Origin of the sequence: Staphylococcus sp. EG-SA-17, from assembly GCF_017151845.1 — a bacterium.
GTDB classification, from domain to species: Bacteria; Bacillota; Bacilli; order Staphylococcales; family Staphylococcaceae; genus Staphylococcus; species Staphylococcus aureus.
In genome coordinates this window covers 30,797-43,382 of the sequence record NZ_JACVZO010000002.1, presented here as the reverse complement: position 1 = coordinate 43,382, position 12,586 = coordinate 30,797, and the positions used below count along the sequence as shown (strand labels likewise).

The 12,586-nt window shown below is 32.8% G+C and carries 14 protein-coding genes; 2 read left to right on the top strand and 12 right to left on the bottom strand.

All coding sequences use genetic code 11. The features are described 5' to 3' along the window. Positions 1-169: 169 nt before the first annotated feature. From IDG65_RS01365 to cmk, 7 genes are all read right to left on the bottom strand, one after another. On the bottom strand, positions 170-442 hold the full coding sequence (locus IDG65_RS01365) for an HU family DNA-binding protein (protein WP_001043863.1): 273 nt from the start codon (positions 440-442) through the stop codon (positions 170-172). A gap of 170 nt (positions 443-612) precedes the next feature. Continuing rightward, positions 613-1,611, bottom strand: coding sequence for an NAD(P)H-dependent glycerol-3-phosphate dehydrogenase (locus IDG65_RS01360; RefSeq protein ID WP_000161746.1), 999 nt, complete (start codon positions 1,609-1,611; stop codon positions 613-615). Positions 1,612-1,627: 16 nt separating this feature from the next. After that, complete coding sequence (gene der, locus IDG65_RS01355; RefSeq protein WP_000165530.1) at positions 1,628-2,938, bottom strand: ribosome biogenesis GTPase Der; 1,311 nt, start codon at positions 2,936-2,938, stop codon at positions 1,628-1,630. Between the two features lie 221 nt (positions 2,939-3,159). Then, positions 3,160-4,335, bottom strand: coding sequence for a 30S ribosomal protein S1 (rpsA, locus tag IDG65_RS01350; protein WP_000133951.1), 1,176 nt, complete (start codon positions 4,333-4,335; stop codon positions 3,160-3,162). A gap of 256 nt (positions 4,336-4,591) precedes the next feature. Continuing rightward, positions 4,592-4,783 (bottom strand): hypothetical protein, encoded by a 192-nt coding sequence (locus IDG65_RS01345; protein WP_031789482.1) that lies wholly within the window; start codon positions 4,781-4,783, stop codon positions 4,592-4,594. Positions 4,784-4,899: 116 nt separating this feature from the next. Continuing rightward, complete coding sequence (locus tag IDG65_RS01340; protein ID WP_001805731.1) at positions 4,900-5,016, bottom strand: hypothetical protein; 117 nt, start codon at positions 5,014-5,016, stop codon at positions 4,900-4,902. A gap of 30 nt (positions 5,017-5,046) precedes the next feature. Further along, on the bottom strand, positions 5,047-5,706 hold the full coding sequence (gene cmk, locus IDG65_RS01335) for a (d)CMP kinase (RefSeq protein ID WP_000644390.1): 660 nt from the start codon (positions 5,704-5,706) through the stop codon (positions 5,047-5,049). 76 nt (positions 5,707-5,782) lie between these two features. Here cmk and IDG65_RS01330 point away from each other — a divergent pair, with 76 nt between their 5' ends. Next, positions 5,783-6,751 carry an asparaginase gene (locus IDG65_RS01330; protein WP_052997608.1) on the top strand — a complete coding sequence of 323 codons (969 nt, stop codon included), beginning with the start codon at positions 5,783-5,785 and terminating at the stop codon, positions 6,749-6,751. A gap of 114 nt (positions 6,752-6,865) precedes the next feature. Here IDG65_RS01330 and ypdA read toward each other — a convergent pair whose 3' ends face one another. From ypdA to IDG65_RS01305, 5 genes are all read right to left on the bottom strand, one after another. Beyond that, positions 6,866-7,852 (bottom strand): bacillithiol disulfide reductase YpdA, encoded by a 987-nt coding sequence (ypdA, locus tag IDG65_RS01325; RefSeq protein ID WP_001174260.1) that lies wholly within the window; start codon positions 7,850-7,852, stop codon positions 6,866-6,868. Positions 7,853-8,012: 160 nt separating this feature from the next. After that, on the bottom strand, positions 8,013-8,129 hold the full coding sequence (locus IDG65_RS01320; RefSeq protein ID WP_031789483.1) for a hypothetical protein: 117 nt from the start codon (positions 8,127-8,129) through the stop codon (positions 8,013-8,015). A 125-nt stretch (positions 8,130-8,254) separates the two neighbouring features. Then, entirely contained in the window at positions 8,255-9,706 is a 1,452-nt protein-coding gene (ebpS, locus tag IDG65_RS01315) for an elastin-binding protein EbpS (RefSeq protein WP_000069285.1), read from the bottom strand. A gap of 152 nt (positions 9,707-9,858) precedes the next feature. Continuing rightward, positions 9,859-11,238, bottom strand: a complete 1,380-nt coding sequence (locus tag IDG65_RS01310; protein WP_000902100.1) for a RecQ family ATP-dependent DNA helicase — start codon at positions 11,236-11,238, stop codon at positions 9,859-9,861. After that, positions 11,228-12,181 (bottom strand): YpbB family protein, encoded by a 954-nt coding sequence (locus tag IDG65_RS01305; RefSeq protein ID WP_001163816.1) that lies wholly within the window; start codon positions 12,179-12,181, stop codon positions 11,228-11,230. The genes IDG65_RS01310 and IDG65_RS01305 overlap by 11 nt, the downstream gene beginning before the upstream one ends. Positions 12,182-12,288: 107 nt before the next feature. On the opposite strand from IDG65_RS01305, the gene IDG65_RS01300 reads away from it, so the two are divergent. After that, on the top strand, positions 12,289-12,537 hold the full coding sequence (locus IDG65_RS01300; protein WP_001151997.1) for a ferredoxin: 249 nt from the start codon (positions 12,289-12,291) through the stop codon (positions 12,535-12,537). Positions 12,538-12,586: the final 49 nt, after the last annotated feature.

Genomic DNA, 12,586 nt, shown 5'->3' with positions numbered 1-12,586 from the left:
TTTTGTAGTTGCTATTTTTATCAAAACTATTATGTCATGTAATATTTTGAACGCTTAAACAATGAATGTTCCAAAGATTAAAAACTTAGAAGAACATTACAAATTATGTACAGGTTGTAAGTATTAAAAGCAAAATAAAAAGCCCTTATTCAGGGCTTTTTAAGTAAAATTATTTTACAGCATCTTTTAATGCTTTACCAGCTTTGAATGCTGGAACTTTACTTGCTGGGATATCAATTTCTTTACCAGTTTGAGGGTTACGACCTTTACGTGCAGCACGTTCACGTACCTCAAAGTTACCGAAACCAATTAATTGTACTTTTTCACCTTTAGCAAGTGAGTTTTGGATTGATTCGAATACAGCATCTACTGCTGAACCAGCTTCTTTTTTAGTTAAATCAGCTTGCTCTGCAACTGCATTGATTAAATCTGTTTTGTTCATTAGACATTCACCTCCTGAGGTTTGATAATGATATGTTTATATCATTATGGTAAAACTTTAACACAAGCATTACATAAATCGCAATCATTTATGTGGCAAAAACGTTGAATTTAAGCCATTTCTATTCATTTTACGTAATTATTAGCCGTATATGTGTAATAATACACATTTTATTCAGATTTTTTATCGCGCTCCATTAAATCTTTTACGCATTCTTTTACTGAGATATTTTCAAATAATACTCTATATAATGCATTTGTAATTGGCATATCGACATTTTTTTCTTTAGCTAAATGATAAACTGATTTAGTTGTATAAATACCTTCAACAACCATATTCATTTCAGATAATGCTTGATCCATTGATTCACCTTGTCCAAGTTTATATCCTAATGTGAAATTTCGAGAATGTGTTGATGTGCAAGTAACGATTAAGTCACCGATACCACCTAAACCTAGAAATGTCATAGGATCGGCACCTAACTTTTCACCTAATCTACTAATTTCCGCTAAACCACGAGTCATTAACGCAGCTTTTGCATTATCACCGTAGCCAATTCCAGCTACGATACCACTTGCTACTGCGATGATATTTTTCAATGCACCACCAAGTTCAACACCAATCAAGTCATCATTCGTGTACACACGCAAATAATCATTCATAAATAAATCTTGCGTTAATTTACTTACACTTTTATCTTTTGATGATGCAGCAACTGTAGTTGGTTGCTTGACTACAACTTCTTCCGCATGACTTGGCCCTGACAACACGCCAATACCTGCATTATATTCGGGTGAAATAGAATCTTCAATCATTTCTGACACACGTTTAAACGTCCCATTTTCAATACCTTTAGCAACATGTATAAAAGTCTTTTTAGAGGTCAGCTTATCATTAATTTGAGTAGCAACTTCTCGCATTGCTTTAGTAGGTAAAGCCATTAAGTAAATATCTGCAAATTGAATTGCTTTGGTCATATCTGAAGTAGCGATGATGTTAACATCTAATTTCGCGTATTTTAAATACTTTTTATTTGTATGACATGTATTTAATTCATCAACAGCATCTTGATTTTTACCCCACATCAAAACATCATGTCCATTTTCTGCAAGAACATTGGCAAGGGCTGTCCCAAAACTTCCCATACCAAAAACGGTAATTTTAGTCATTGTTATCCCCCAATCGTTAATTTCTCTTTCGAGCTATAATATGAATTGGTGTACCTTCAAAACCAAAAGCGGCACGGATTTGATTCTCTAAATAGCGTTTATAAGAAAAATGCATTAATTCTACATCATTAACAAATACAACAAATGTCGGTGGTTCTATAGCAACTTGTGTTGCATAAAAGACATTCAAACGTCTACCTTTGTCTGTTGGTGTAGGGTTCATGGAAATTGCATCAGTAACGACTTCATTTAAAGTTGAACTTTGAACACGTTTTTTATGGTTTTCACTTGCTTCATTAATGTAAGGGAATAATGTACGTAATCTTGTGCGTTCTTTAGCAGACACAAAAGCAATTTGTGCATAATCTAAAAATTGGAATTCTTTACGTACTTCATCTTCAAATTTCTTCATCGTTTTACTATCTTTTTCCACAGTATCCCATTTATTTACGACAATCACGACTGCTTTACCTTGTTCATGTGCATATCCTGCAACGCGTTTATCTTGTTCAATGATGCCTTGTTCTGCATCAATGACCACTAAAACAACATTTGAACGTTCAATCGCTTTTAAAGCTCTTAGTACTGAATATTTCTCAGTTGATTCATATACTTTTCCTTTTTTACGCATACCAGCAGTATCGATTAAAACATAATCTTGTCCATCATAACTATACTCTGTATCAATAGCGTCTCTCGTTGTCCCTGCAACATTAGAAACGATAACGCGATCTTCACCTAAAATAGCATTTACTAAACTTGATTTACCTACGTTTGGTCGTCCAATAATGGATAGTCGAATTGTATCTTCATCATAAGGATCTTCTTCCTCTTCACCAAAATGAGAAACAACTGCATCTAACAAGTCACCAAGACCTAAACCATGTGACCCTGATATCGGATACGGTTCACCAAATCCTAATGAATAGAAATCATACACGTCTGTACGCATTTCCATATTATCTACTTTGTTAACCGCTAATACGACCGGTTTTTTAGATTTGTATAAAATTTGAGCGACCATTTCATCGCTTTGTGTCAATCCTTCACGCACGTTAACCATAAAAATAATAACATCCGCTTCATCTATGGCGATTTCTGCCTGCGCTCTAATTTGTGTTTGGAATGGTGCATCACCAATTTCAATACCACCTGTATCAATAATATTGAAATCATGTGTTAACCATTCACCTGAAGAATAAATACGATCTCGTGTTACACCTGGCGTGTCTTCCACAATCGAAACACGTTCTCCAACTATTCTATTAAAAATTGTAGATTTACCTACATTAGGCCTACCTACAATAGCTACTATAGGTTTAGTCATAAGCTAACTTCCTCTCTTTCTTATATCTTTTTAATAATATCACATGAGACTGTGTATTCAAAATGAGTTTATTACTGTAATGATAAAAATCAGCACTTAAAACTTTATCTCTTTAAACACTTAGTTAAATTTGTCCACGTTATCATTCCGAGTATATTTTGGTACAAAAAAATACTCCACATGCAATCATAAACATGTGGAGTTGACTATTAAATATTAAATTATAGTTTAAGATTTTTAAGTTTATCACCAATCATATCGCCAATTGTTGGATTATCTTCTTCTTCGTTTTCTAAGTACGCCTTAGTCGTAGAAGGATCACTTTCAACAACATCTTCGTTTGGTAATGTTGCTTTAATAGATAGTGATACTCTTTCATTCTCTTCATCAATACCTAATATTTTAACATTTACTTGTTGACCAGGTTCTAACACTTCACCTGGCGTACCAATGTGTTTGTGTGCAATTTCAGAAATATGTACAAGTCCTTGTACACCTGGTGCAATTTCTACAAATGCACCAAAGTTTGCCAATCTTACTACGACACCTTCAATGACATCATTTTCGTGGAATTGACCTTTAATATTTTCGAAAGGTGTTGGTAACGTATCTTTGATTGATAATGAAATACGTTCTGTATCTCTATCAATAGATTTAATTTTAACTTTAACATCTTGACCAATTGAAACTACTTCTTCTGGTGTTTGAACATGTTCGTGAGAAAGTTCAGATACATGCACTAAACCATCAACACCGCCAATGTCTATAAATGCACCAAATTGAGTTAAACGTGCTACTTTACCATCAATAACATCGCCTTCATTTAAAGATTGTAATAATTGATCTTTTTTAGCATCATTTTCTTCTTGTTCAACTGCTTTACGGCTTAAAATGACTCTATTATTTTCAGGATCCAATTCTTCAACTTTAATATGAATTGTTTGTCCATCAAATACAGAGAAATCCTCAATGAAGTCTGTTGAAATTAGTGAAGCTGGAACAAAACCTCTTTGTCCTACATCAACAACCAAACCACCTTTAACTACTTCTGTTACTTTCGCTTCGATGATTTCATTATTATCTAATTTTTCTTGTAAATAACTATAAGACTTCTCAGTTTCAAGTTGTCTTCTAGATAAGATGTAAGCTCCAGTTTCATTTTCTTCATCAAACTCAACTTTAGTGACATATGCTTCAACTTCGTCGCCCTCTTTTACAACTTCACTTGGGCTATCAATATGATGCGTAGATAGTTGACTAATAGGAATAATCCCATTAAATTTACCACCGTTGATATGAACAACAACTTGCTTGTCTTCAACTTGCTGTACCTCGCCAGTGACTTTGTCACCTTCTTTAATATCGTTAATCATTGATTCATTGAATTCTTCAGTCATCTTGTTTGCCTCCTTATACACTACATATTTATAACATCTTATAAACTGACAGAATTGTCAAGAAATTCTACCTTTATTACATTTAGTAAATTAGTTGTATCCATAAATATGTCACTTAATCTCATTCTGTGAATTAGTTGGACATATATTTATTACAACCATATATTCAAACAAGTAATAAAGTCCGCTATGTTTATACATATTTTTTGTATAAAAATTAGCATAGCTTACTATTTTGTTTTATAAGTCTGTCATTTCATTGTTCTCTACAAGATATATTATAGTAAAATTTTATACTTTTATAAAACAAAAAGCCACGCAAATAAGCAACTTTTACATTTGAATAGTAAGAAGACTGTATATAGTGCATCTTTCTCGAATTATTACATAGGACATTTTTTGTGACTAAATCAGCTTCTTTTGCAATATTTAGATTTGTAACACTCATTTTCTTACCATTTGTAAAATGCTTTATGAATGTAATGAATTATTTTTGGAATTCTAATAATTCACCTTTATTATTTCTTTTTACTTTTTGAAAAACTTACACAATTCACTGACGCATTAACTTTTACCAAAAATAAAAAGGCAACTTTCATTCATCATTGAATAAAAATCACCTTTTAATTTGAGTAAATCATTCTCAGCACATTCATTTTGTATATGCGTTAAGCGTTGCACATTACAAATAGATAGTTATGACTTATTAGATTATTTAATTTTACTCACCATCGCTAAAATTTCGTCAGTAACTTCTTCAATCGACTTGCCTGTCGTATCTAATGTCACTGCATCATCTGCTTTTCTTAATGGTGATATTTCACGGTTCATGTCATATTGATCACGAGCTTCAATATCACGTTTTAAATCTTCAAAATTTGATTCGATACCTCTTAATTGATTATCTTTATATCTTCTTTCTGCTCGCTCTTCAACTGATGCAATCATATATACTTTTAAATCTGCATCTGGTAGCACTACAGTTCCGATATCGCGACCATCCATTACGATACCTTTTTCTGCAGCTAACTCTTTTTGTTTTTTAACGGCGAATGAACGTACTGGCTCTTTAGATGCAACGTATGAAACATGTTGCGTCACATCATTATTTCTTAAAAAGTCTGTTACATCTTCGTTATCTAAAATGACACATTGACCTTTATCTGCTTTATAAGTTAAATCTAATGTTGTTTGGTCAACTAGTTTTGCAAAGTCCTCAGTTTTGTTTAATTTTAAATATTTGTATGTTAATGCACGATACATTGCTCCTGTATCGACATAAATCATTGATAGTTCGCTGGCTACACGTTTCGCAATTGTACTTTTTCCGGCAGCAGCTGGACCATCTAATGCAATATTAATGGCTTTCATGCGTCATTTCCCTTCCTTGTCGTTTTATGAATAATATTTTATCATAATTAGGTAAATGAAATATAGGAGGAAATATATGAAACATCTACTGGTTATTCATACTGGTGGCACCATTAGTATGTCACAAGACCAATCTAATAAAGTAGTAACAAATGATATCAACCCTATTTCAATGCATCAAGATGTCATAAATCAATATGCACAAATAGATGAATTAAATCCTTTTAATGTACCATCACCTCATATGACAATCCAACATGTTAAACAATTAAAGGATATTATTTTAGAAGCAGTATCAAATAAATATTATGATGGTTTCGTTATCACGCATGGTACCGATACGTTAGAAGAAACTGCCTTTTTACTTGATTTAATATTAGGTATCGAGCAACCTGTTGTTATTACTGGCGCAATGCGCTCGTCTAATGAAATTGGTTCTGACGGATTATATAATTATATTTCCGCTATTCGCGTTGCCTCTGATGAAAAGGCTCGTCATAAAGGCGTGATGGTTGTATTTAATGATGAAATTCATACGGCGCGTAATGTTACCAAAACACATACGTCTAATACAAACACATTTAAAAGTCCAAATCATGGTCCGCTAGGTGTATTGACAAAGGATCGTGTGCAATTCCATCATATGCCATATCGCCAACAAGCATTGGAAAATGTCAATGAGAAACTAAATGTACCATTAGTAAAAGCATATATGGGTATGCCAGGTGACATTTTTAGTTTTTATAGTCGTGAAGGTATCGATGGTATGGTTATTGAAGCGTTAGGACAAGGCAACATACCTCCAAGCGCATTAGAAGGCATTCAACAATTAGTATCTTTAAATATACCTATTGTGCTAGTTTCACGTTCCTTTAATGGTATTGTGAGTCCAACTTACGCATACGATGGTGGTGGTTACCAACTCGCACAACAAGGTTTTATTTTTTCTAACGGTTTGAATGGTCCAAAAGCAAGATTAAAATTATTAGTTGCGTTAAGCAACAATTTAGATAAAGCTGAAATCAAATCATATTTTGAATTATAATGATTACGTAATATAAAAAGGTCTATGTACAATAATTAGTCATCAACCTCATTTGACATATCATGAATGTCAGTCGTTGTAAAACTAAGTTATCTAGTACATAGACCTTTGTTTTTATGATTCTAACGGCGTTTGTTTCTTAGCTAGCATGCTTTGAGCAATAATGCCACCGTGGAATTTACCATTTTCAATAAAAATGGTATTCGCATCATTCCCTGCAGCAATCACACCTGCAATGTAGCAATTTTCGATATTTGTTTCGTATGTTTCTTTATTATACATAGGCGCTGTTCCAAATTCATTTGTATTAATTTGAATGCCTACAGATTTTAAAAATTCATAATCGGGATGATAACCAATCATCGCAAATACATAATCATTGTGTATCGTTTTACTTTCACCATTTACTTCATAAGTCACAGTATCTTCAGTTATTTGGGTAACATTAGCATTAAATTCCATGTCAATTTTTTCATGATTTACTAATGCTGTGAAATTTGGAAGTATCCACGGTTTAATTGAAGGTGAATAATCTCCACCACGATATAGAACCGTCACGTTAGCACCAGCTTTTTCCAACTCCAAAGCAGCATCGATAGCCGAATTCTTACCACCAATAATAACAACATCTTGATCAAAATACGGATGTGCCTCTTTAAAATAATGGAACACTTTAGGTAAATCCGCACCTTCAACTTCTAATGTATTATGCTGACCATAATAGCCTGTCGCGATTGTTAAAAATCGACATTCATAAACATCTTTCGTCGTAGTAATTGTAAATTTATTATTCATTTTTTTAACAGTTAATACTTCTTCAAATGCATTTACTTTTAATTGATGATGTTTTACAACTTCTCGGTAATAAACTAGCGCTTGATTACGTCTTGGTTTACTTTCTTCAACGATAAACGGTACGTCCCCAATACTTAATTTATCACTTGATGAGAAAAATGTTTGGTGAGTAGGATAATTGTAGATTGATTCAACGACATTACCCTTTTCAATAATTAAGGTATCAATACCTTTTCTTTTTTGTTCAATAGCCGCACTTAATCCGCATGGCCCTCCACCAATTATGATACTTTCAACTTTTTGCATTGTTTCGGCCTCCTTTAATCCCAAACTATTATAACAGTTCAGTGATTGATACGCTAAGTCTGTGCTTGAAGATTTATGATATATTTTTGACAATTTGTTTAATGTGCATAGAGAATTGTTAGCTACGGAGTTGAATAACACTACAATTTAATATGTTGATTTATTTTTTATTCTTCCTCGTTAAATTTGTTGATTGTAGTGTTTTATCTTTTTGATGACTATTTGAAAAGTTTAATTTATATGTCAATATCCGAGACAACACCTTGTTAAATAACAAACTTTGAAAAAGGAAAAAACCGCTACATACTTATAAGCGCAATTTAAGTTCTCTAAAATATTTAGAGTTACTTTATATTATGCACGTTTGTATATAGCAGTTCAGTTACAATTTATATAGTTATATTATGGAATAACGATTTGTTGACCGTTTCTAATATTGTTACCACTTAAACCATTGGCACGTCTAATTTTTTCAACATTTTCCGGTGAACCTGAACCGTAGTATTGAATTGCGATACGGTATAAGTTTTCTTGACCATTCACTGTATGTCTTTGGCCACCACCTTGACGTTGTTGTTGCTGTTGTTGATTTTGATTAGCTTGTTGTTGATTTTGATTATTTTGTGCTTGGTTGTTCGCTTGATTAGCGTTGTTTTGATCATTATCAGTTTCATCTTTAGTCGCTTTGTCTTGATCATCTTTTGATTTATCACTGTCTGTAGATTTTGATTTATCTTTAGAAGCGTCTTTAGATGTGTCTTTGTCTTTACTTTCATCAGCATTATTTTTATTTGTATTCGCGATTTTATTTTCTTTTGTACCATTATTATGATTGTTTAATGCCATGCCTCCAAATATCGCTAATGCACCGATAATTAGTACAGCTGCAATTAATGGTAACAATACTTTGGCCATGCCACCTTTTTTACGTTCTTTATCTCTGTCATGATGGTCATGTTCATCATGGTTTTGGCTTGCATTATTAGAGGCATGTGGTTTTGAAGCGGCAGAAGCACTTTTACTTGCTGCGCCTCCAGCCAAACCTGCTGTTCCAGCACCGATCGCTGCACCTTTTTTGCCATTATGATGATCTTTAGACTTATCTTGAGACGCTTTATCCTCAGTCGAGTTATTCGCCTTGCCAGAATTACTTTTGTTTTGAGCGTCATTTGAATGTTTCTTAGCTTTAGAAGCAGCCATTGCACCTGCTACACCTGCTGTTCCAGCACCAATAGCTGCTGCTTTTTTACTATTATGATGTTCTTTAGGTTCATCTTGATCTTGTTTTACAGAATCATTATCATGTTCATTTTTTGATGTTTCTGATTGGTTAGCACCTGTTGTAAAATATGGTTTAGGTTGCTGAGATTGTTCAACTTCACTCTTATCAGAAACTGTTGAATGCTCAGTGTTATTTTCTGCATTTTTAATAGTATCGTGTTTATCATTGTCTTCGATTGGTTCTGGATGTGATTTATCCATTGCAAAAGCATTCTTATTATAATATTCCTCTTCATGTTGAGGTGTACTGTCTTGATGGCTAGGTTCTTGACTTTCAGTACTGTGTGATGATTCAACTTGACGATCATCTATTGTGCCAGCCTCATTTTGAACATTGTCTTCAGATGTTTGTGATTCATTGTGAACTTGTTTATTATGATTCGTTGCTAAATCACGGCGTCTTTTTCTTCTTTGGGCATTTCTTGGCGGAAACTGTTGCTCCGTATTCTCTATTGTATCCTGATGTTCTAATTCTGATTGGTCTTTTTCAACATCTTCCGTATGGTCTTGATGTGAATTTGTGTCTATCGATTGACGATTTTTTTCAAAGTCATCTTTAAAATTATTAGACATAGCCATCTTCCTTTCTATTCTATTACAATGATTTTACATAAAATATACCCACATGACATATGTTTATGTATATTTTTCAAAATTATTTCAATCATTTTTCAATTGTGTATACACTAATTATAGCTTGTCAATTTTCTTTTAGTAAAGTAATACTATCTGAGAAATAAATTTTGCAACTTTTCATCAAATCCAATACTTCTAATTACCTTCTTCTTATTTAAAATTACGATATCAGTTATATTAGAATCATTGTCACAACATCGATCTTGTGCCGGTGGATATTCACCGAAAAATTCTAATAAATACTTTCGTCTACATTGATCTAATTTGCAATAGCCAATCATGCGAAAGAATCCTAATTGCTTTCGTTTAAATGATTGCTTAAATATCTGTTTCAAGGCGCCGATACTATAGAATGAATGCAACGTTGTCAAAACGTCTTGTTTATCGGGTGCTAAAAATTCTCCTATTTCGAAATTTTGTACATCTTCTTCTGTTATCATATCTGCAAATAATAATGTTTCTAAAATGTATTTATCGTCCGGTTGAAATAAACTAATTGCCTGACTTAGTTCACCATCGCGACCCGCACGGCCAATTTCTTGAATGTAGTTAGAAGGACTTGTTGAAAGATGAAAGTGAATGATTGTGCGAATATCTTTTTTATTAATTCCCATACCAAAAGCACTCGTTGCGACTATAATCGGAATATCATTATTTAAAAATTGTTGTTGAACTGTGTGTCGCTCTTGATAATTCATATCACCATGATAAATGCCTGTAAGAAAACCTGAATCATAAATAAGGTGCGCTAAATTCAGACACATCTTTTTCGATGAGACATAAATAATCGTTGGTCCCGACTGTTGTAGAAACGGCAGCAACCATTCAATTTTATCTTCATCATCATGAAAATTAAGATGCTTAAAGCTTATGTTTGGGCGATTCATTGTAGTTTTAATAACTTTGAATTGAATCGCTAACATTTCCGTCAAATCATCTTGTAAATGCGGTGGTGCAGTTGCTGTCAATGCTAAGACAACCGCTTCTTTAAAATGCTTTGTTACTTTTCCTATTAGAGCATAATGTGGTCTGAAATCATATCCCCATTCAGATAGGCAATGTGCTTCATCTAGAACAATCATGCCAAAGTCTATCATAGATATTAATTTAAAATTTGACGGTTGCAGGAGAAATTCTGGACTTAGAAAGATGAAGCGGCTATGTCGTAAACATTTAATATTATGCTTTTTCTCAATTTCATCCATACCAGAGTGAATACATGTTACACGTTTTTCTCCATTTATTTTCAACTGCATAACTTGGTCATCCATTAAAGATATTAACGGTGAGATAATTAATGTCGGCTTACCTGATAAATACGTAGGTATTTGATAACACAAACTCTTTCCACTTCCAGTTGGAAGAATACCTAGAGTGTGTTGTTGAGACATTATACTTTCTATAATTTCCTGTTGTCCCGGTTTAAAATTCTCGAAGCCAAATTTGTTTCGTAAAATATCATGCAACATTCAGATCACCTCTTTCAAATCCAACGATTAATACTTTTAATTGAAAATATGATAACGTGTCAAATTGTTCTTTGTAAAATTTTAATCGTTCACCACGATGTTGTTGATAAAAATTTAAAAATTGCAGTTGATCTTCTTGTTCAACATAATCATCGTAATTAGACATATAACCTTTGATTAAGATTTCAAGTACATGATCTTCGATAGTATTGATTTTAACTTGTTGTTGAGCCGCTATATCTTCCATCGTGAATTGTTCAAGCAATCTTGTATAAGTAATATAAGTTTGGTTTAATAATGTAGGTTTCATTATTATTTTTGATAAAATAGTATATTCTCCACTTTCTAATTCAAACATCATTGTCACTAAATTATTCATTTCGTATTCAAACAATTGCTGTTGAGATAGCTTTTCTATTAAACTAACTTGCTGTCTCGTATACATTGGTTCATCATAGCCTTGCAAATAATAATGTAAGTAACATGGCCCTTTTAAAGTTATTGCTTTAAACAAGTTATGTAGTTCATTTTCAAAATCAATTTGTAATTGGTTTTCTTTAATATAGTTATAGACAATCTTTACAGTTTCTTGTATCTTATTATTTTGAGAGATTGGTACGAAACGAAAATCTTGCTGCATAGTATTAGACATGGTTTGCACTAATAGTTGAATTGCTTGAAATGTTTGCCCCATACTTTCAAATGTATATCTAGGATGCAACATGATTTCCATTTCAGCATTAAATTCAGTTATATTTTCTAAAAATAGCTCAAAAGACGGATATTTTAATAGTGGTAAACTGTGATATAATGACAACTGTTGTTGACTACAAGCGTCAAAAAAGGTTTGGTGAGATTTCTTACCAACTAAGATATTGTAAATACTTTTATTTGTTTTATAGTTAAATGTTTGTTGTAATGCTGTTTTTATAATGTGTTGCAAGTTTAACCCTCACTCTGTAAAACGGATAATTTGAAAATAAAAATGATGCTGTCTAAAATTTTAGTCACATTACTATTTTAGCATTTTTATCAAAGGAGGCGAAGACATTGGCAAAATATACAATCGTTGATATGGATACTTGTATTGCATGTGGTGCATGCGGTGCAGCAGCGCCAGATATATATGATTACGACGACGAAGGTATTGCTTTCGTAATCCTTGACGATAACCAAGGTACTGCAGAAGTGCCTGAGGAATTATATGAAGATATGGAAGATGCAATTGATGGATGCCCTACAGATTCTATTAAAATTGCAGACGAATCATTTGATGGGGACGCTTTAAAATTTGAATAATTGATTTTTTAGACAAATGTTCCATAGAAAAAGCAGGCAAGCTATCGTT

What these genes read in the sequence shown, in the direction of transcription:
- rpsA (WP_000133951.1), bottom strand. Translation starts at nt 4,335, where the DNA reads ATGACTGAAGAATTCAATGAATCAATGATTAACGATATTAAAGAAGGT.
- IDG65_RS01330 (WP_052997608.1), top strand. Translation starts at nt 5,783, where the DNA reads ATGAAACATCTACTGGTTATTCATACTGGTGGCACCATTAGTATGTCA.
- IDG65_RS01345 (WP_031789482.1), bottom strand. Translation starts at nt 4,783, where the DNA reads ATGAGTGTTACAAATCTAAATATTGCAAAAGAAGCTGATTTAGTCACA.
- ypdA (WP_001174260.1), bottom strand. Translation starts at nt 7,852, where the DNA reads ATGCAAAAAGTTGAAAGTATCATAATTGGTGGAGGGCCATGCGGATTA.
- IDG65_RS01360 (WP_000161746.1), bottom strand. Translation starts at nt 1,611, where the DNA reads ATGACTAAAATTACCGTTTTTGGTATGGGAAGTTTTGGGACAGCCCTT.
- IDG65_RS01365 (WP_001043863.1), bottom strand. Translation starts at nt 442, where the DNA reads ATGAACAAAACAGATTTAATCAATGCAGTTGCAGAGCAAGCTGATTTA.
- der (WP_000165530.1), bottom strand. Translation starts at nt 2,938, where the DNA reads ATGACTAAACCTATAGTAGCTATTGTAGGTAGGCCTAATGTAGGTAAA.
- cmk (WP_000644390.1), bottom strand. Translation starts at nt 5,706, where the DNA reads ATGAAAGCCATTAATATTGCATTAGATGGTCCAGCTGCTGCCGGAAAA.
- ebpS (WP_000069285.1), bottom strand. Translation starts at nt 9,706, where the DNA reads ATGTCTAATAATTTTAAAGATGACTTTGAAAAAAATCGTCAATCGATA.
- IDG65_RS01310 (WP_000902100.1), bottom strand. Translation starts at nt 11,238, where the DNA reads ATGTTGCATGATATTTTACGAAACAAATTTGGCTTCGAGAATTTTAAA.